19 protein-coding genes are annotated in these 17600 nt (G+C 69.0%); 7 read left to right on the forward strand and 12 right to left on the reverse strand.

What is annotated here, in order from left to right:
* Positions 1-116 precede the first annotated feature (116 nt).
* Together P7V53_RS08000 and P7V53_RS08005 are read right to left on the reverse strand one after the other, a co-directional pair.
* Positions 117-1652 carry a methyl-accepting chemotaxis protein gene (locus tag P7V53_RS08000; protein WP_280154957.1) on the reverse strand — a complete coding sequence of 512 codons (1536 nt, stop codon included), beginning with the start codon at positions 1650-1652 and terminating at the stop codon, positions 117-119.
* Between the two features lie 126 nt (positions 1653-1778).
* Positions 1779-1919, reverse strand: coding sequence for a hypothetical protein (locus P7V53_RS08005; RefSeq protein ID WP_280154958.1), 141 nt, complete (start codon positions 1917-1919; stop codon positions 1779-1781).
* A 111-nt stretch (positions 1920-2030) separates the two neighbouring features.
* Between P7V53_RS08005 and P7V53_RS08010 the strand changes: the two genes are divergently transcribed.
* The 3 genes from P7V53_RS08010 (at position 2031) to P7V53_RS08020 (ending at position 4460) form a co-directional block, all read left to right on the forward strand.
* Complete coding sequence (locus P7V53_RS08010) at positions 2031-2906, forward strand: MipA/OmpV family protein (protein ID WP_280154959.1); 876 nt, start codon at positions 2031-2033, stop codon at positions 2904-2906.
* Between the two features lie 27 nt (positions 2907-2933).
* Entirely contained in the window at positions 2934-4052 is a 1119-nt protein-coding gene (locus P7V53_RS08015) for a PQQ-dependent sugar dehydrogenase (RefSeq protein ID WP_280154960.1), read from the forward strand.
* Between the two features lie 183 nt (positions 4053-4235).
* On the forward strand, positions 4236-4460 hold the full coding sequence (locus tag P7V53_RS08020; protein WP_280154961.1) for a hypothetical protein: 225 nt from the start codon (positions 4236-4238) through the stop codon (positions 4458-4460).
* 28 nt (positions 4461-4488) lie between these two features.
* Here P7V53_RS08020 and P7V53_RS08025 read toward each other — a convergent pair whose 3' ends face one another.
* Both P7V53_RS08025 and P7V53_RS08030 read right to left on the reverse strand, forming a co-directional pair.
* Positions 4489-5049 carry an NAD(P)H-dependent oxidoreductase gene (locus P7V53_RS08025; RefSeq protein WP_280154962.1) on the reverse strand — a complete coding sequence of 187 codons (561 nt, stop codon included), beginning with the start codon at positions 5047-5049 and terminating at the stop codon, positions 4489-4491.
* Positions 5050-5083: 34 nt separating this feature from the next.
* Positions 5084-5305 (reverse strand): hypothetical protein, encoded by a 222-nt coding sequence (locus P7V53_RS08030; protein WP_280154963.1) that lies wholly within the window; start codon positions 5303-5305, stop codon positions 5084-5086.
* Between the two features lie 115 nt (positions 5306-5420).
* Here P7V53_RS08030 and P7V53_RS08035 point away from each other — a divergent pair, with 115 nt between their 5' ends.
* A complete protein-coding gene (locus tag P7V53_RS08035; protein ID WP_280154964.1) occupies positions 5421-6035 on the forward strand; it encodes a LysE family transporter in 615 nt (204 codons plus the stop codon).
* A gap of 5 nt (positions 6036-6040) precedes the next feature.
* Here the strand turns inward: P7V53_RS08035 and P7V53_RS08040 are convergent, their stop codons facing one another.
* Positions 6041-6868, reverse strand: coding sequence for a nucleotidyltransferase (locus tag P7V53_RS08040; RefSeq protein WP_280154965.1), 828 nt, complete (start codon positions 6866-6868; stop codon positions 6041-6043).
* Between the two features lie 115 nt (positions 6869-6983).
* Between P7V53_RS08040 and P7V53_RS08045 the strand changes: the two genes are divergently transcribed.
* Positions 6984-7736, forward strand: coding sequence for a metallophosphoesterase (locus P7V53_RS08045; RefSeq protein WP_280154966.1), 753 nt, complete (start codon positions 6984-6986; stop codon positions 7734-7736).
* 43 nt (positions 7737-7779) lie between these two features.
* Here the strand turns inward: P7V53_RS08045 and P7V53_RS08050 are convergent, their stop codons facing one another.
* The gene (locus P7V53_RS08050; RefSeq protein ID WP_280154967.1) at positions 7780-9840 is read right to left on the reverse strand and encodes a glutamine--tRNA ligase; all 2061 of its coding nucleotides are present in this window, start codon (positions 9838-9840) and stop codon (positions 7780-7782) included.
* A gap of 213 nt (positions 9841-10053) precedes the next feature.
* Between P7V53_RS08050 and P7V53_RS08055 the strand changes: the two genes are divergently transcribed.
* Positions 10054-10455, forward strand: a complete 402-nt coding sequence (locus P7V53_RS08055; protein WP_280154968.1) for a hypothetical protein — start codon at positions 10054-10056, stop codon at positions 10453-10455.
* A gap of 40 nt (positions 10456-10495) precedes the next feature.
* Here P7V53_RS08055 and P7V53_RS08060 read toward each other — a convergent pair whose 3' ends face one another.
* From P7V53_RS08060 to P7V53_RS08075, 4 genes are read right to left on the reverse strand one after another with little or no spacing between them, the layout of a single operon-like run.
* Positions 10496-10780 carry a 2TM domain-containing protein gene (locus P7V53_RS08060; protein ID WP_280154969.1) on the reverse strand — a complete coding sequence of 95 codons (285 nt, stop codon included), beginning with the start codon at positions 10778-10780 and terminating at the stop codon, positions 10496-10498.
* Between the two features lie 46 nt (positions 10781-10826).
* Positions 10827-11633, reverse strand: a complete 807-nt coding sequence (locus tag P7V53_RS08065) for a LytTR family DNA-binding domain-containing protein (RefSeq protein WP_280154970.1) — start codon at positions 11631-11633, stop codon at positions 10827-10829.
* A gap of 12 nt (positions 11634-11645) precedes the next feature.
* Positions 11646-12731, reverse strand: coding sequence for a histidine kinase (locus P7V53_RS08070; protein ID WP_280154971.1), 1086 nt, complete (start codon positions 12729-12731; stop codon positions 11646-11648).
* Positions 12732-12757: 26 nt separating this feature from the next.
* Positions 12758-13153 (reverse strand): DUF2306 domain-containing protein, encoded by a 396-nt coding sequence (locus tag P7V53_RS08075; RefSeq protein WP_280154972.1) that lies wholly within the window; start codon positions 13151-13153, stop codon positions 12758-12760.
* A gap of 194 nt (positions 13154-13347) precedes the next feature.
* Here P7V53_RS08075 and P7V53_RS08080 point away from each other — a divergent pair, with 194 nt between their 5' ends.
* Positions 13348-15123: a M14 family metallopeptidase gene (locus tag P7V53_RS08080; protein ID WP_280154973.1), complete on the forward strand. Its 1776-nt coding sequence runs from the start codon at positions 13348-13350 to the stop codon at positions 15121-15123.
* Positions 15124-15204: 81 nt separating this feature from the next.
* Here the strand turns inward: P7V53_RS08080 and P7V53_RS08085 are convergent, their stop codons facing one another.
* Positions 15205-15897 carry a DUF4114 domain-containing protein gene (locus P7V53_RS08085; RefSeq protein WP_280154974.1) on the reverse strand — a complete coding sequence of 231 codons (693 nt, stop codon included), beginning with the start codon at positions 15895-15897 and terminating at the stop codon, positions 15205-15207.
* Between the two features lie 118 nt (positions 15898-16015).
* Positions 16016-17566, reverse strand: a complete 1551-nt coding sequence (locus P7V53_RS08090) for a helicase HerA-like domain-containing protein (RefSeq protein WP_280154975.1) — start codon at positions 17564-17566, stop codon at positions 16016-16018.
* Between the last annotated feature and the right edge of the window lie 34 nt (positions 17567-17600).

Here is a 17600-nt window from a genome sequence, read left to right on the forward strand (position 1 = left end):
TCTTCTTCTAACGCCGCCTGCGCCGATCGGATGACCGATGGCGCCACATGCGGGTGTCGTCCTCGAGGCGGACTTGCTGACGGCGAAGGCCTACAGAAACACCAGCCCCGGCGTGATCAGGCTGGCCGCGCGAGCTCGAACACCGACACGGCCTGCACCAGCTGCTGCGCCTGCTGCTTGAGGCTTTGCGCTGCAGCGGCGCTCTGTTGCACCAGCGACGCGTTTTGCTGTGTGGTCTCGTCCATCTTCTCGACGGCCGCGCCGACCTGTGCCACGCCGGCGCTCTGTTCGGCGCTCGCGCTGCTGATCGCGCCCATGATGTCGGTGACCCGCTTGATCGCGGCAACGACCTCGTGCATGGTCGTTCCGGCCTGATCGACGAGCGTGCTGCCCTGCTCGACGCGCTCGACGCTCGCACCGATCAGCTGCTTGATCTCGCGCGCCGCGGACGCGCTGCGCTGGGCCAGCGAACGCACCTCGCCGGCGACGACCGCGAAGCCGCGCCCCTGCTCGCCGGCGCGTGCGGCCTCCACCGCGGCGTTGAGCGCGAGGATGTTGGTCTGAAAGGCGATGCCGTCGATCACGCCGATGATGTCGGCGATCTTCTTGGAGCTGTCGTTGATGCCCTTCATCGTCTCCACCACCTGGGCCACCACGGCGCCGCCCTTGACGGCCACCGTCGATGCGCCGCGCGCGAGGTCGTTGGCCTGCTCGGCGCTGCTGGCGTTCTGCCGCACGGTCGCGCCCAGCTGCTCCATCGACGAAGCGGTCTGCTGCAGGGCAGAAGCCTGCAGGTCGGTGCGCTCGCTCAGATCGTTGTTGCCTTGCGCGATCTGCGTGCCGGCGATCGCCACCTGCTCGGCGTTGCCTCGCACGGCCGACACGGTGCGGGCCAGGCTGGCCTGCATGTCGCGCAGCGCCGCGAGCAGGTTGCGCATCGGTCCGTTGTCGATCGGGATGTCGTTCGACAGGCACCCCTGCGCGATGCTGTGCGCCACCTCGGTGGCACGCGCCACGGGCGAGGTGAGCACGCGCACGATCCAGGCGGCCAGCCAGCCCGTCAGGCCCAGCGCGACGATGCACACGCCGATCACCCAGGCGCGCACTGCACCGGCCGCTGCGTCGAGCTCGCGGTGCTTTTCGGCGGCCGAGCGCGTCTGCAGGTCGATCTGGGCACCGATCGCCTTCACGAGCGCGGCGCCTGTCGGCGTGGTGTGGGCCGCGCGGTAGGCCTTGGCCTCCTCGTCCTTGCCGTCCAGTCGCAGCCGATACCAGCCCGGGCGCACTTGCGCATAGCGCTGCACCGCCTCGCGCAGCGCCACCAGCCCGCGTGCTTCCTCGGCCGACAGATCGGTGCGGCCATAGGTGTCCAGCGCGTCCTGCAGCGCCTTGAAGTGCCTGGTCTCCTCGTCCGCCGCCTTGCGCACGCCTGCTTCGTCGGCGTGCGCCGCCATCGCGAGGGAATAGCGCAGCTGCCACAGCGCGCTGTCGGCCTTGCCGAGCTCGCCGGAGCCGAGCGTGTTCTGGTACAGCGTCTTGAAGTCCGATTGCGTCTTCCAGGTGAACCAGCCGGACACGCCGCCGGCCAGGACGATCAACGCAATGATCACGGCGAAAGCCGCCAGCAGCTGCCGGTTGAGAGCATTCTTCATTCGGGACCCCTGGTGTTTGTTGGTATTCAGCAGGCGGTATCGGCTGCCGAACGGCAAAACTTCAGGGACGCGTCGCTGCAGCGTGAACTGCTGCAGGATTTGGGACAGGACAGCGCAGCGCGATGCTCACTGCGCCGGCTTGGGCACCGGCTCGTGCTCGCCCTCGTTGGGTACCTCGGGCACCACCGGCAGGAACTCGGGTTCGACCGGGAGTGTGTCGAGCTCCGATTCGTCGGGATGCGGCGCGCCCGGAAGTGTCGTGGCCATTGAAGCGCTCCTTCGTGGCGCATCGTGCGCCAATCCGAGGGACGATGCGATGAAGCCCGCGGCAACCTCATGGCGGCCAGGGCTACGCGGCGCGATGAGACACTGCCGCGCATGCCGCGACCGACCTGCATGCCCCGCTGCGAGCACCTGGCGCTGGCCGCGTTGCTCATCGGCACAGTGGGCCAGCCGCTGTTCGCGCAGACCGCCGTGCCGAGCGAGGCGGCACTCGACACTCCCGGGCGGCCGCGCTGGGAGATCGGCGTTGCCGGGGGCGGCGGACGCGTGGCCGACTATCCCGGCGCCGACCAGAGCCACACTCGCGGCATTGCGGCACCCGTGGTGATCTATCGCGGTCCGGTGCTGCGCATCGACCAGGGCGGCATCCGGGGCCGCGTGTTCGACTCGGCCGACTGGGAGCTCGACATGTCGCTCACCGCGGCCTTCAACGCGCGCGACAACGATGCCCGCCAAGGCATGCCGGGCCTGGACTATCTCTTCGGCGCCGGACCGCAGCTTGTCTACAAGGGCTTGCGCCGCCACGTCGGCGGCCCCACGGTTCACCTGAAGGCGCGCGCCGTGATGTCGACCGATTTCCACCGCATCGACTCGCGCGGCGGCACGCTGGACGCCGAGCTGCGCTGGCGTCTGCGCCCGCACGCCGGCTCACCGGCCACGATCAGCCTGTCGGTGCAGCCCACCTGGGCCAGCCGCGCGTTGCAGCGCTACTTCTACCAGGTGGATCCGGGCCAGGCGTCCGCCGCCCGCCCGGCGTACGAGGCGCGGGCCGGCTACCTCGGCACCGAGCTCGGCGCCACGTGGACCTGGCGCCACAGCGAGCGCCTGTCGTGGTTCGTCGCAGCCCGGGCGATGTCACTGCATGGCGCATCCAACGAGGGCAGCCCGCTGCTGCGCGACAAGAGCAATGTCAACCTCGGCGCCGGCGTCGTGTGGACGCCGTGGCACAGCCGCGAGCGGGTTCCCGACTGATTCCCTTCGACTTTCCCGAGCCGACCCATGACGCCCATCCGCCTGGCCTTCCTCCTCCTGTCCCTCGTCTGCACCGCGGCAGCGGCCCAGGCCGTCAAGCCGGTGACCCTGGTGCGCGGCCTGGACCATCCCTGGTCCTTCGCCTTCCTGCCCGGGGGCGACCGCGAGCCGCGCGTGCTCGTCACCGAGAAGGCGGGTCGGCTGCGCATCGCGCGCACCGACGGCGAGATCGGCCCCGCCATCACCGGGCTCCCGCCGGTCGACGCACGCGGGCAGGGCGGCCTGCTCGACGTCGTGCCGGACCCGCAGTACGAGCGCAACCGGTGGATCTACTGGAGCTACTCGGAACCGGCCGAAGGCGGCACCAACAGCACCGCCGTCGCGCGCGGCAAGCTGGAGACCGAAGGCCTGCAAGGACGCCTCACCGACGTGCAGGTGATCTTTCGCCAGGCGCCCAAGGTGGCCAGCAGCGCGCATTTCGGGTCGCGTCTTGTGTTCGCCCGCGACGGCCGACTCTTCGTGACCTTGGGGGATCGCTTCTCGCGCCGCGACGATGCACAGACGCTGGGCAACCTGCACGGCAAGATCGTGCGCATCGAGGCCGACGGCCGCGTGCCGGCCGACAACCCCTTCGTGGCGCGGCAGGGCGCCCGCCCGGAGATCTGGAGCCTGGGTCATCGCAACGTTCAAGGCGCGGCGCTGCATCCGCAGACCGGCGAGCTGTGGACGCACGAGCATGGTCCGCAAGGCGGCGACGAGGTGAACGTCGCGGACGCCGGCCGCAACTACGGCTGGCCGGTGATCACCTACGGCGCCGAATACGGCAGCGGCGCGAAGATCGGCGAAGGCATGGCCAAGGCCGGCATGGAGCAGCCGCTGGTGCACTGGGTGCCTTCCATCGCGCCCAGCGGCATGGCCTTTCTCACCAGCGAGCGCTATCCCGGGTGGAAGGGCGGCCTGTTCGTCGGCGCCTTGCGCGGCCAGCTGCTGGTGCGGCTCGAGGTGGACGGCCGCAAGGTGGTCTCCCAGGAGCGCCTGCTGCAGGACTTCGGCGAGCGCATTCGCGACGTGCGGCAGGGGCCCGACGGCTGGCTTTACCTGCTGACCGACAGCAGCGACGGCAAGCTGGTGCGTCTGGAACGCTGAGCTTCGCGTCACTGTGCGCGCATCGCGCAGAGCAAGGGTTATCCCGGGTCATTTGTTGCACCGCACCAGCGACGCTCTCGCTGCATTTTCGGCGCACTGAGAAAGCGCTATCCAGACGCGGCGGGCGAGGGGCAGGCCGCGTTGCCGGCAGCCGCCGGACAAGGTCGGGAGGGGAACCAACAGATGGCCGCAACGACGGACGACGCGCCCGCGCAGGGCGTGCAGTACGAGCTGTGCTTCCACACGCGGGCGGATCTCGCGTGTGCGTTCGCGTTTCCGTGCGACGCATCGGGCTGTGTCGATCTCGACGCGCTGAGCGATCAGGCGCGCCGCGACTATCTCTTCGCGCGCATGGTGGTCGGGCCGCTGTTCCTCAAGCCGGCGGTGCGCCAGAGCGTGCTGCACTGAGCCGCCGCCGCAGCGGCAGCGTGCACCCTCAACGCGCCAGGTTGCGCTCCACCCAGCGAGCGTAGGCCTGCACGAAGTTCTGCAGGAACTGCCGGGTGTCATCGCTGGCGATCGCGCCGTTCGCATCGAACAGCTTGTGCGCGTTGCCGATGTAGGCCTCGGGCTGCTGCAGCATCGGCACGTCGAGAAAGACCATCGACTGCCGCAAGTGGTGGTTGGCGCCGAAGCCGGAGATGGCGCCGGGCGACACGCTGATCACCCCGCCCGGCTTGCCGCTCCAGGCGCTCTGGCCGTACGGCCGCGACGCCACATCGATCGCGTTCTTGAGCGCGCCGGGCACCGAGCGGTTGTATTCCGGTGTCACGAAGAGCACGGCCTCGGCCGCGGCGATGCGTGCCTTGAAGGCCGCGGCCGCAGGCGGCATCGCCGCCTCCCAGTCCTGATTGAACAGGGGGACGTCCGCGAAATCGACGATCTCCATGGCCAGCTCCGGGGGAGCGAGTCCGATCACGGCCTTGGCCGTCTTCAAGCTGAACGACTCCTTGCGCAGGCTTCCGACGAGAACGGCGACTTTGCGAACGGTGGTCATGGCGCACTCCGTGGCGTGATGAGGGAACGAGACACTAGCCGGGTTTTTCGTCGGCGTCTTCGTCGGCCGCATCCCGCACTGGCGCCGAAACGGCCTTGCCGATGGACTCGAGCGCGCTGTCGTCGTGGGCCTCGGGCGGGGTGCGTCCCGCGTTGCGCTGCTTCTCGGCGCTGTCGGCGTCGGGCTGCGCGGGCGCCTCGGGCAGGGCCGGGGCGGGTGTGCCGGCGGAGGGGCGGGTCTTGCGGGTGGCAGGCATGGGAGCGGCCTCGGGTGAGTGGACCTGCCCAAAGCGGGGAATCCGCGATCCCATGCACGCCGCGCGCATGGCGTTCAGAATGCCCGTCCAGCATCTTTCCTTCGAGGAGACTTCGATGTTCGGCGTGGCGGATTACGGCGCATTCGTCGTGGCGGTGATCGTGTTCCTGATGATCCCGGGCCCCGGCAACCTGGCGCTCATCACCTCCACCGGCAAGGGCGGCCTGCAAGGCGGCTTCGCGGCCACTGCCGGCGTCATCGCCGGCGACCAGGTGCTCATGTGGATGGCCGTGGCGGGACTCGCCGCCGTGCTGCAGGCGTCGCCCATGCTTTTCGGCGCGGTCCAATGGCTGGGCGCGGCCTATCTCGCGTGGATCGGGTTTCGCATGCTGGTCGCCAAGCCCGGCGATGCGCCGGTGATCACCATCCATCCCCGCCACTACTTCCGGCAGGCGCTGGCGATCACGCTGCTGAACCCCAAGGCGATCGTGTTCTACATGGCCTTCTTTCCGCTGTTCGTCGATCCGACGCAGCACCGAGGACTGCCCACCTTCGCGTTCATGGCGGCCACCATCGCGGCGCTGACCTTTCTCTACGCCGCCATCGTCGTGCTGCTGACGCGCCGCCTCGCCGACCGACTGCGCAGCGACCCGCGCTGGACCCGCATGCTGAACCGGGTGGCCGGCGTGATGCTGCTCGGCTTCGGCGCCAAGCTGGCGCTGTCGCGCTGAGGCCGTCAGCGACTTTCCGTACGCCCCGGGATGGCCTCGGTCCAGTCGGCCACGTCCTGCGGCGTCATGGTGCTGGCCGAGGTGTTGCGGGCATCCTGATAGCCCTGCTGCTCGATGTCGTCGAGGTACTGCTCGCGCGACAGCAGCGTTCCGGCGCACAGGCGTGCCTGCGAAGGCGGCTGGCGGGACTCCTGCTGCAGCCGCTCGATCAGCAGATCGCTCAGCCACGTCGGGACGATCTCGCGCTCGCCCGGGTAGATGAAGCCGAAGAGCACCAGATGGCTGAGCAGCACACGCCAGTGCGGCCCGAAGCGGCGCAGCATGCGCGGCCAGTCGAGGCGGTGGCCGCGCATGCGCAGCAGGTGCGCCACGTCCGCGCCGTCATAGCGCTCGCGCTCCATGATGAAAGCCTTGGTCCACAAGGTCTCCTCGGCCGGCGCGATGCGCACGTTCACGCCGAGCACCTCGCACTGCGCCGCATGCTCGAACCATTCGTCGTCGACGGGCGAGATGCCGTTGCCTGAGTTGAAGATGAGGTCGATGAAGGCGTCGCCGCGGTACACCTTGGCCAGCCAATGCGGGTAGGCCAGCTCGGTGCGGTAGCCCGCCTGCCGCAGCACGTCGTCGATCTTGGCGTGCTCGGCCTGCCGGATGAAGAAATCGAGGTCCTTGGTGTTGCGCTGGATGCCCGTGAAGCAGGCGAAGGCGAAGGCGCCGCCGATGAGGAAGGGCAGGCCCGCGTCGTTCAAGGTCTGCATCACCTCGCGGTAGAACGCGCTGGTCTCGGCGTCGCTTTCGTCCCAGGCCGACGGCCCATGGAGCACTTCGGGCATGACTGCAAATCCGGCGTGGTTTCGTCAGCGTGAGCAGGCAATGGGCATGCCGGCGGGCGGGACTGCCGATTGCAGGGGCACGCCCATCACCGGATTCACTGTGAGAGGCGCGAGCATGGTCACGCAAGCCAACAACATCCGCTTTGCCGCGGTCGGCGATCTGCACTGCACGAAGGAATCGGCCGGAACGCTGCGCGGCCTGTTCGCGCAGGCGTCGGAAGCGGCCGACGCGTTGCTGCTGTGCGGCGATCTGACCGACTACGGCCTGCCCGAAGAGGCCAGGGTGCTCGCCGACGAGCTGAGCGTCGTGTCGGTGCCCATCGTCGCCGTGCTGGGGAACCACGACCACGAATCCGGTGTGCCCGACGAGGTGCGCAGGATCCTGATGAGCCATGCCGATCTGCACGTCCTCGACGGCGAAGCGGTCGAGGTCCTCGGTGTGGGCATCGCGGGCGCCAAGGGCTTCTGCGGCGGCTTCGGCCGCGGCTCGCTGGGTGCGTGGGGCGAATCAGCGATCAAGGCCTTCGTCAACGAGGCGATCCAGGAGGCCCTGAAGCTCGAATCCGCGCTTGCCAAGCTGCGCACGCAGCAGCGCATCGCGCTGCTGCACTACTCGCCCATCGTGGGCACGGTGGAAGGCGAGCCGGTGGAGATCTTTCCCTTCCTCGGCTCCAGCCGCCTGGAGGACCCGCTGGTTCGCTACCCGGTCGCCGCGGTCTTCCACGGGCATGCGCACCGCGGCGCGCTGGAAGGCAAGACGGTGAACGGGGTGCCGGTCTACAACGTCGCCAAGCCCTTGCTGCAACGCAGCCACCCGGACCGGCCTGCGTTCAGGGTGTTGGAGCTGCCGAGAGCGTCGCCGACCTGAGGGTGCGCGCAGCGCGGCGCAACGCCGACGGCAGACGCCGGCATCACTTTGCCCAGCCGTCCTTCAGCCCGGTGATCCGGTTCAGGACCGGCCGCGAAGCCGTGTGCTGCTTGCGGTCGGGCGCGAAATACCCATGGCGTTCGAACTGCAGCCTCGCATGGGCGCCGATCGAGGCCAGCCCCGGCTCCAGGTAGCCGGTCACCGTCTTCTTGCTGTCCGGATTGAGCACGCTCAAGAAATCGCGCCCGCCGGCGTCGGGCTGCGGCTCGGTGAACAGGCGGTCGTACAGCCTGATCTCGGCCTCGACCGCCTCGTGCGCACCGACCCAGGTGATCGTGCCCTTGACCTTCACCGCATCGGCGCCCGGGGTGCCGCTCTTGGTGTCGGGCACCAGCCGGGCGAGCACCGCGGTCACCCGACCTTGCGCATCCTTCTCGCAGCCGGTGCACTCGACCACGTAGCCGTACTTCAGTCGAACCTTGTTCCCGGGGAAGAGCCGGAAGAAGCCCTTCGGCGGCGTCTCCTCGAAGTCCTCGCGCTCGATCCACACCTCGGGGCCGAGGCTGAACTCGCGCTTGCCGAGCTCGGGGCGTACCGGATGTGCCGGCGCGCTGCAGGGCTCGAGCTTGCCATCGCCGATCACGTCGCCCCAGTTGACGAGCCTCAACTTCAGCGGATCCAGCACGGCCATGGCGCGCGGCGCCTTGCCTTCGAGGTCGTCGCGCAGCGCGATGTCCAGCGATGAGTAATCGATCCAGCCGCCGGCCTTGCTGACCCCGCTGCGCTCGGCCATCAGCTTCAGGCTCTCTGGCGTGTAGCCGCGGCGGCGCAGGCCGACCAGCGTGGGCATGCGCGGGTCGTCCCAGCCTTCGACATGGCCCTCGTCGACGAGCTGCCTGAGCTTGCGCTTGCTGGTGACGATGTAGGTGAGGTTGAGCCGCGCGAACTCGTACTGATGCGGCAGGCCGAAGATGTTGGGATGCTCGCCGTCGAGCGCATGCTGCAGCAGCGGCGTGAATTGCGCCGTCTCTTGCTTCAGCAGCGAGAAGAACTGCGGCAGCTCGTGCACCACCCGGTCGCTGTCGTGCTCCCAGCGCTCGAACAACGCGCGCATGCGCGCTTCGGCGTCGCTCGCGAAGAGCTTGTCCGCACAGTTGTGGCAATGCAGCGCGAACTCCTTCGCGGCCTCCATGCCTTCACCCTCGATCTTCTCGACGAGCTGGCGCGCCCGCTCGAACTGCGGCGTGCGCAGGATGGGGACGATGCGCTCGAGCGTCCAGTCGTAGAACGGACGCTGGTCCTCGAACTCCAGCGTGCAGATGCTGTGCGTGATGTTCTCGAGCGCGTCCTCGATCGGATGCGCAAAGCTGTACATCGGGTAGATGCACCAGGTGTCGCCGGTGTTGTGGTGCGTGGCGCGCTTGATGCGATACAGCGCCGGATCGCGCAGGTTGATGTTGGGGCTCGCCATGTCGATCCTGGCGCGCAGCACCATCGAGCCGTCGGCGTGCTTGCCGTCGCGCATCTCGCGAAAGCGCGCGAGATTCTCCTGCGGCGCGCGCGCACGGAACGGGCTGTCGGTGCCCGGCGTGCCGAAATCGCCGCGGTTGGCGCGCATCTGCTCGGGACTCTGCTCATCGACGTAGGCATGGCCCGTCTCGATCAGGTACTCGGCGGCGCGGTACATGAAGTCGAAGTAGTTGCTGGCGTAAAAGAGGTGATGGACGCCCTGGGCCTGCCAGTCGTAGCCGAGCCACTTCACCGCGTCGACGATCGCGTCGACGTATTCCTGCTCCTCCTTCTCCGGATTGGTGTCGTCGAAGCGCAGATGGCACACGCCGCCGTACTCCTGCGCCAAGCCGAAGTTGAGCCAGATGCTCTTGGCGTGGCCGACGTGCAGGTAGCCGTTGGGCTCGGGCGGGAAGCGCGTGCGGATGCGCGCCGGGTCGCTTCCGCCCTGTTCCTGCAAGGTCGCTTCGGCGGGCCGGCCCGCCCATCGAAGGCCCTCGTACGTGCCCACAGACAGGTCGCGCTCGATCACCTGGCGCAGGAAATTGCTCGTCTTCGCGTCAGGCGAAGTTGCGTCGTGCTTGGGGGCGGTCATGGGGCGGCAGGCGGGCGAAAAGTGTGCGAATGATTCTATCGGCGCGCCTGTTGGTGATGACCCGCTCACCGCAGGCCTGGGATGGACGCGGGCACATCGGTTCGGGAAACGGGTTCTTACGTTCGCTCCCCGGCCGGCGCGTCAACCGAAGGCCCTGGCCGGCGCGTTCTTGTCCTCGGAGAACGCGCCGCGGGCGCAGAACAGGAGCAACCCATGAAGAAGATCACGATCGCCCTGGCCGCCGTCGGCTGCGCCTTGGTCACGGGCGCCGCGCAGGCCGGCAATGTGCATTGGTCGATCGGCATCAGCCTGCCGCCGGTCGGCACCGTGATCTCGAATGTGCCCGCTCCGGTCTACGCGCCCGCTGCGGTGTACGTGCCGGCACCGGTGTATGTCGAGCCGGCGCCGGTCTACTACGTTGCGCCTCCGCGTGTCGTGTACCGCCCCGCGCCGGTCTATGTAGCGCCGCCGGTGGTATATCGCCCGGTGCCCGCCGTCGTGTATGCGACCGGCTACCACCGCTACCCGCACGATCGCCGGGACGAGTACGGCACACCGTACCGCGAAGGCCGCTGGGTCCCTGCCGATCCGCGCCGCCAGCACCACGATCGCTGACCGCTGAACAAGGGCCGCGCTCGATGCCGCGGTCCTCGCCTCACGGGCGCTTGCGCAGCCGCTCCATTTCCTTGCGCAGCATGCGCTCGCGCAGGCCATCGCCTTGGAGGCTGATGAAGGTGACGATGCCGTGCACCCCCAGGCCGAGGCCCCAGCCCCACAGCGGCCACACGCTCCAGCGGTAGCCTCCCGTGATGCTGTTGATCGCGAACAGGCCCAGGTTCACCAGCACGAACACCAGTGCATGAATGTAGAAGCCCGTCCGGATGCCGACGCGCCGGCGCGCACGGGCTTCCAGGTCGGCATCGTTGCGGTCGTTGTCCATCCGAGTTCTCCTTGGTGCATGAGTCGAGAGGGTCGATGCGGCGCGCTCACATTGCCTTGAACAAGTGCGCATACATGCGGCTCACCGTCAGCCGGTCGGGGTGTCCGCGCAGCGTCAGCGTGAGCTTGCCCGCTTCGTCGCGCAGCACGCTGGCGATGGCGTCGCAGCGCACGATGGTGCCGCGATGGATCTGCCAGAAGCGCTGCGGGTCCAGCTGCGGCTGCAATTCGCGCAGGGCGGTGCGAATGAGGTGCTCGCCTTCGGCGGTGATCACACGCACGTACTTGTCGGCCGCTTCGAAATAGAGCACCTCGTCGACAGGCACGAAATGGATCGCCGTGCCGGCGCCAGCCTGGATCACGCGCAGCTGCGCCGGCGGCGGCACCGGCGCGCCGACGATCAGTCCGCGCAGCTGCTGCATCACCACGTCGAGCGAAGCGGGAGCGCCTTGCGGCGTCTCGCGCTGGCGCAGTGCGGCTTGCAGGCGCGCACAGGTCTGCGCCAGCCGCTCCGACTGCACCGGCTTGAGCACGTAGTCGACGGCGGCGCGCTCGAAAGCCTGCAGCGCGTACTGGTCGTAGGCGGTGACGAACACGATCAGGGGAAACGGCTGCTGGGCTTCGTCGGGCCAGTCCTCGGCGAGGGCCTGGGCCGCTTCGAGGCCGCTCATGCCGGGCATGCGGATGTCGAGGAAGAGCAGGTCCGGCCGCAACGACAGTGCCTGCTGCACGGCCGCTTCGCCGTGGTCGACCGAGGCGACGATGGTCAGCTCGGGCCACAGCCGCGAGAGCTCGGACTTCAGGTGGGCGGCCAGCAAGGCCTCGTCTTCGGCGATCAGCGCGGTGGGTGCCATGGATCCGGTCCTTCAGCGCAGCGGCAAGGTGACGGTGGCGAGCGTGCCGCCTTCGGCATCGCTGGCGGCGGCCAGGTCCAGCGAGGCAGCGCCGCCGTGCAGCGTGGCGAGCCGCTCGCGCACCTGGCGCAGTCCGAAGTGGGTGCCGTCGCCGCTCGCGTCCGACAGGCCGGCCCCGGTGTCGCGCACCCGAAGCACCAGCGCATCGCCTTCGCGCGCCGCGCTGACGATCAGCCGGCCCCCGCCGACATGCGGCTCCAGGCCGTGCTTGATGGCGTTCTCGACCAGAGGCTGCAGCAGCAGGGGCGGCACCGTCACGTCGGCAAGCTCGCGCGGCAGCTCCAGGCGCGGCTGGAGGCGTTCGCCCATGCGCACCTTCATCAGCTCCAGGTAGTCGGCGATGCGCGCGAACTCGGTGGCCAGCGAATGCGACCCGCTGCGCGACGCTTCCAGCGTGGCGCGCAGGAAGGCGATCAGCCGGTCCAGCATCGCCTGGGCTCGCGGCGGGTCGATGCCGATCAGCACCCGAAGGTTGGCCAGCGTGTTGAACAGCATGTGCGGCTCGAGCTGCGACTCGAGCAGCTTGAGCTGGTTTTCGGCCGCCTGGCGCTGGGCGGTCTGCGCCTGCGCTTCACTGCTGGCCAGCCGTTCGCGCGAGTAGAAGAAGTAGGTCATCGCGACGCTCGGCACCATCGCGAACAACAGCAGCGCCAGCGCCTGCTGCACGCTGTCGACGGCGAGCCCCGGCATGCGCAGCCCCGTGAACCAGTTGCCGAGCGCGGTGCCGGCGGTGTAGCCGAGGATCGTGCCCGCGATGACGATGCCGACCATCCAGGGCCAGCCCGGCCATTGCCCGTACTGCTCGCAGTCGCGTCGGTGACGATGCACCCAGCGCGCGGCCAGGACGCGGCCACTGTCGATCAGCACCCAGCAGCTCATCGTGATGCTCAGCGAATAGACCAGCGTCGGCCAGAACTCATGGCGGTACACGATCGTCAGCACCAGCGCGATGAACAGTCCCAGCGCCCCGATTCCCACGCCGCGGCGCACCAGGGGGCGCCAGCGAGAGCGCGGAATCAACGAGGTGACGGCGTTCATCGCGGCGATTCTGTCTCAGGGGCGCGTCAGATCAGGCCCAGCGTCTGGTGCCAGAGCCAGTGGCCGAGGAAGCGGCCGGGCAGCAGCGCGAACAGCCCGGCGACCACGCAGCCGCCGAGGTAGGCGCCCCACATGGCGCGCCGGTGCCTGCGGATGTTGCGGTGGGCCACCGCGTACAGCGCGCCCGCGAGCGCCGCGATGGTGCCGATCGTGATCAGGTGGATGGGCGTGTATCCGGCGATGTTGGGCAGGCGGAAGTCCCGGATGAACAGGCTGGACAGCGCGGCACCGAACATCAGTGTCACCCACACGTAGCCGCTGGCGCGGTGCCAGCGCGTTCCCTTGCGCGCCAGCAGCGCGACCGGCCCGGACACGAAGGCCGCGAGGGCGAAGACCAGGTGGACGATGACGGCAGGTGACATGGTGCGCTCCTCTTGGTGGGGGGGCCGCGATGCGGCGATGGCGCCACTGTGCGTTCGAGGGTGCGCGGGGGCGAGTGCGATGCGACGAAGCGGGCCGTCGCGGCGCCAAACGTCGTGCAGGCAGCGCGAAAGGAGAAGCCCCGACGGCTATATTCGTCGCCGCCGCGGCGCGATGCGGCCACAGGAGCACTCCGATGACGGTGTCGATGTCCTTCCCTCGGTCCGCCGGCGCGCCGCTGGCGCTGTTGCTGGCCGGCCTGGTCGCTTGCACCACGCCTGCGCCGGCACCGCCGCAGCCCAGTGCGCGGGGGGTGTTCCCGCCGGTCCCGGCCAAGCCGCCGGCGAGCGCGCCCGCCGCACCACGCGCGCCGGCCGTCGAAGCGCCGGTGCCCGTTGCCCCCAAGGCAGCAGCGAGTGCCGCCTCGGGGCCGTACCCAGCGGCCGTCGCGGCGCGCTTTCCCGACCCGCCGGTGAGCTATCGCACACCGGCCTTCCAACCGGGCCGCACCGCATTCACCACGAACGAGGAGGTTCAGGCGGTGCTGCGGGGCCTGGCGCAGGAAGGGCGGGCGGGCGGGACGACGGCCAGGCTGCTGCTCCTGGGCAGCTCCCAGACCGGCGTCCCGCTGCAGGCGCTGCTGTTCACGCGTCAAGCGGACGCGGAAGCCGCGGCGCTGCTGCGCTCCGGCCGGCCCACCGTCTTGCTGGTCGGGCAGCAGCATGGCGACGAGCCGGCGGGCAGCGAGGCGCTGCTCGCGATCGCGCAGGAACTGGCCGGCGGGCGCCTGGAGCCGCTGCTCGACAGGCTGAACGTGATCGTGCTGCCGCGCGCCAATCCCGACGGCGCGCGCGACATGCGCCGGGTGACGGCCGGCGGCATCGACGCCAACCGCGACCATCTGCTTCTGAAGACGCCGGAGGCGCAAGCCCAGGCGCAGCTCGTGCGCGAGTACCGCCCCGCGGTGGTCGTCGATGCGCACGAATACACCGTGGCCGGGCGCTACCTCGAGAAGTTCGGCGCCCTGCAGCGTGTCGATGCGATGGTGCAGTACGCGACCATCGCCAACCTGCCGCCGCTGGTCACCCGCGCCGCCGAGGAATGGTTCCGCCAGCCGCTGGTGGCGCGGCTGAAGGCCGAGGGTCTCTCCACCGAGTGGTACTACACGACCTCGGCCGACGACCTGGCCGACAAGAAGGTCTCGATGGGCGGCGTGCAGCCGGACAACGGCCGCAACGTCAACGGCCTGCGCAACGCGGTGAGCTTCCTCATCGAGACCCGCGGCGTCGGGATCGGGCGCCTGCACTTCCTGCGGCGCGTGCACACCCACGTCACGGCGATCGCGAGCATCCTGCAAAGCGCGGCGGACCGCTCGGACGACATCCTGAAGCTGCGCCAGTTCGTGGACAACGAGGTCAGCGCCAGCGCGTGCCAGGGCGAGCTGGTGGTCGAAGCGGCACCGACGCCCAGCGAGTACGTGCTTCCCATGCTCGATCCGCAGACCGGCGCCGACAGGCCCGTGCCGGTGGCCTGGGACTCATCGCTCGCCCTGCGGGCGACGAAGGTGCGGCCGCGGCCTTGCGGCTATTGGCTGGCCAACAGCCAGAGCGACGCCGTGCGCCGTCTGCGCGCGCTTGGCGTGAACGTGCAGCAGCTCGCGCAGGACGGCGACTTGCGTGCCGAGGCCTATCGCGAGACGGCCCGCGAGGAAGGCGTGCGAAGCGACGTGCGCGGCTCCATCGCGGACATGGGCGGCATCGTCAAGGTGAAGGTAGAGACCGTGCCGGCGCTGATCGACGTCAAGGCTGGCGGCTATTACGTGCCGCTCGACCAGCCGCTCGCCAACCTGATCGGCGCCGCACTCGAGCCCGACACGCAGAGCAGCTACCTGAGCCATCGCATTGTCGACAGCGTCGACGACGTGGCGCGGGTGATGTCCCCGCCGGCGGTGAAGCTCACGCCGGTGCCGTGAAGCGTCGGTTCACGGCAAGCGCGCATGCCGAAAAAAGCATCGGGCGCCGAAGGAGCCCGATGTCAAGGGAAAGCGTCGCTGTCAGTGCTGGCTGCGACGGCGGCGGGCGACGAAGCCCAGCACGCCGAGTCCACCCAGCATCAGCGCCATCACCGACGGCTCGGGGATGGCCCCGACCGCGATGTTGGTGAACGAGAACATGTGGTCGTTGTAGTCGCGATCGCCACCGCCGACCAGATCCTCGAAGCTGACGAACGTGCGGTCGCCCACCACGTTCACGAACGCGTGCGGCTGGCCGTCCGAGTTCAGCGCGCCCGACCCGCTGTGGAAGAACTGCGCTGTGTTCAGCACGTGCAGAACGACGTCCAGCGGCGTGCCCGCCGCGAAGAAACCGAGGTCGAACTCGGTGCCCACCGGCGTCGAGTGGTTCGGGAACACCTCCGGTGAACCGTTGACGCTGATGAGGCTGTTGTAGCCCGCATCCGAGCCCTCGAAGCGGATCACGATGTTGCCGCCCGCGGCGATCAGGTCGTCACCCAGATCTGCCCGCGCCTGCGGGGCGGCGAGGGCGGCGGCCAGCCCCAATGCGCAGGTGACTTTCTTGCCAATGTTCTTCATGAAAACGGACTCCCAGTGAAGTGGATCGATCGATTGATTCGACGCCGACGCAGCCAACTGCCGCCGCGAAGAGGCCGCTGGTAAATAGGCAACACTCGTGCCCGGCGCCTGGACAGATCGGCCTTGAAACAATTTGAGTGCATCGAGGGTTCGCACCGAGAGGTACGACGACCGTTTTTCAGGCCCGAGTTTGTAAGAACCGACCCGCTGCCCACCGACGATCCGGTAACGATTACCGGCGGCGCTTACGCGGGCCGGTAAAGGGCGCCGGAGCTCAGCGCCGCCGAGTGCTGCCGCCGCCGAGGATGCTGCCCAGGACGCCGCGAATGATCTCGCGGCCGACCGTCGACCCGATGGAGCGCGCCGCCGACTTGGCCACGGTTTCGAGCACCGAATCCTTTCGACCGGAGCCGCGCAGCAGGCCGCCGGCAACGTCGCCAAGCCAGCCGCCGCCCGGCGCCGGTGCGGGCTGCCCGGATGTGGAGCGGGGCGGGACGTCGCGGCCGGCGTCTTCCATGGTCCTTCCCGCGGGGGCGGTGGTGGGCGCCGCCGTGGCCCGGCCCTTGAGCTTCTCGTACGCGGATTCGCGGTCGACCGCCTTCTCGTAGACGCCGGCCACCAGCGACCCGGCCATGAGCGCCTGTCGCTGGGCGGGCGTGATGGGGCCGATCTGACTGCCGGGCGGAATGACGAATACCCGCTCGGTGATGCTGGGGCGCCCCTTTTCGTCCAGGAAGCTGACCAGCGCTTCTCCGACCGCCAACTCGGTGATGGCGCTCTCCACGTTCAGCTTGGGATTGGCGCGCATCGTGCTCGCCGCGGACTTCACTGCTTTCTGGTCGCGCGGCGTGAAGGCGCGCAGCGCGTGCTGAACGCGGTTGCCCAGCTGCGCGAGCACGGTGTCGGGGATGTCGAGCGGGTTCTGCGTCACGAAATAGACGCCGACGCCCTTGCTGCGCACCAGGCGCACGACCAGCTCGATGCGCTCGACCAGGGCGCTCGGTGCGTCCTTGAACAGCAAATGCGCTTCGTCGAAGAAGAACACCAGCTTGGGCTGCTCGAGGTCGCCCACCTCGGGAAGCTGCTCGAACAGCTCGGACAGCATCCACAGCAGGAAGGTCGCGTACAGCCGCGGGCTGTTGAGCAGCTTGTCGGCGGCGAGGATGTTGATGGCGCCCTTGCCATCCACGCTTTGCATGAAATCGGCGATGTTGAGCATCGGCTCGCCGAAGAACCTGTCTCCGCCTTGCTCCTGGATCTGCAGCAGGCCGCGCTGGATCGCGCCGATGCTGGCTGCGCTGACATTGCCGTATTCGGTGGTGAATTGGCTTGCGTTGTCGCCCACGTGCTGGAGCATTGCGCGCAGGTCCTTCAGGTCGAGCAGCAGCAGGCCGGCGTCGTCCGCGATCTTGAACACCAGCTGCAGCACACCTTGCTGCGTCTCGTTGAGCGCCAGCATGCGCGCAAGCAGCAGCGGGCCCATGTCGCTCACCGTGGCGCGCACCGGGTGGCCCTGCTCGCCGAAGACGTCCCACAGCGTGGCGGGGCAGGCGGCCGATTCGGGCATCGGAAGGCCCCGCTCCTTGATGACCGCGGCCAGCTTGTCGCCGATCCTGCCGGCTTGCGTGATGCCGGTGAGGTCGCCCTTCACGTCGGCCAGGAACACGGGCACGCCGATGCGGCTGAACTCCTCGGCCATCTTCTGCAGCGTGATCGTCTTGCCGGTGCCGGTGGCGCCCGTGACGAGTCCGTGCCGGTTGGCCAGCCCGGGCAGCAGGAATGCCTGGGTCTTGTCGTGCTGGGCGATCAGGATGGGCTCGGCCATGGGGTGCTCCGAATGCGCGCAAGTAAAATTGCAG

Origin of the sequence: Piscinibacter sp. XHJ-5, from assembly GCF_029855045.1 — a bacterium.
Classification (GTDB): domain Bacteria; phylum Pseudomonadota; class Gammaproteobacteria; order Burkholderiales; family Burkholderiaceae_C; genus Albitalea.

Bases quoted from the DNA above. Each gene is read 5' to 3' on its own strand.
- P7V53_RS08060 (WP_280154969.1), bottom strand. From the start codon at position 10,780: ATGGACAACGACCGCAACGATGCCGACCTGGAAGCCCGTGCGCGCCGG.
- P7V53_RS08070 (WP_280154971.1), bottom strand. From the start codon at position 12,731: ATGAACGCCGTCACCTCGTTGATTCCGCGCTCTCGCTGGCGCCCCCTG.
- P7V53_RS08015 (WP_280154960.1), top strand. From the start codon at position 2,934: ATGACGCCCATCCGCCTGGCCTTCCTCCTCCTGTCCCTCGTCTGCACC.
- P7V53_RS08000 (WP_280154957.1), bottom strand. From the start codon at position 1,652: ATGAAGAATGCTCTCAACCGGCAGCTGCTGGCGGCTTTCGCCGTGATC.
- P7V53_RS08075 (WP_280154972.1), bottom strand. From the start codon at position 13,153: ATGTCACCTGCCGTCATCGTCCACCTGGTCTTCGCCCTCGCGGCCTTC.
- P7V53_RS08040 (WP_280154965.1), bottom strand. From the start codon at position 6,868: ATGCCCGAAGTGCTCCATGGGCCGTCGGCCTGGGACGAAAGCGACGCC.
- P7V53_RS08035 (WP_280154964.1), top strand. From the start codon at position 5,421: ATGTTCGGCGTGGCGGATTACGGCGCATTCGTCGTGGCGGTGATCGTG.
- P7V53_RS08080 (WP_280154973.1), top strand. From the start codon at position 13,348: ATGACGGTGTCGATGTCCTTCCCTCGGTCCGCCGGCGCGCCGCTGGCG.
- P7V53_RS08020 (WP_280154961.1), top strand. From the start codon at position 4,236: ATGGCCGCAACGACGGACGACGCGCCCGCGCAGGGCGTGCAGTACGAG.
- P7V53_RS08045 (WP_280154966.1), top strand. From the start codon at position 6,984: ATGGTCACGCAAGCCAACAACATCCGCTTTGCCGCGGTCGGCGATCTG.
- P7V53_RS08030 (WP_280154963.1), bottom strand. From the start codon at position 5,305: ATGCCTGCCACCCGCAAGACCCGCCCCTCCGCCGGCACACCCGCCCCG.
- P7V53_RS08055 (WP_280154968.1), top strand. From the start codon at position 10,054: ATGAAGAAGATCACGATCGCCCTGGCCGCCGTCGGCTGCGCCTTGGTC.
- P7V53_RS08025 (WP_280154962.1), bottom strand. From the start codon at position 5,049: ATGACCACCGTTCGCAAAGTCGCCGTTCTCGTCGGAAGCCTGCGCAAG.
- P7V53_RS08010 (WP_280154959.1), top strand. From the start codon at position 2,031: ATGCCGCGACCGACCTGCATGCCCCGCTGCGAGCACCTGGCGCTGGCC.
- P7V53_RS08050 (WP_280154967.1), bottom strand. From the start codon at position 9,840: ATGACCGCCCCCAAGCACGACGCAACTTCGCCTGACGCGAAGACGAGC.
- P7V53_RS08005 (WP_280154958.1), bottom strand. From the start codon at position 1,919: ATGGCCACGACACTTCCGGGCGCGCCGCATCCCGACGAATCGGAGCTC.
- P7V53_RS08090 (WP_280154975.1), bottom strand. From the start codon at position 17,566: ATGGCCGAGCCCATCCTGATCGCCCAGCACGACAAGACCCAGGCATTC.
- P7V53_RS08065 (WP_280154970.1), bottom strand. From the start codon at position 11,633: ATGGCACCCACCGCGCTGATCGCCGAAGACGAGGCCTTGCTGGCCGCC.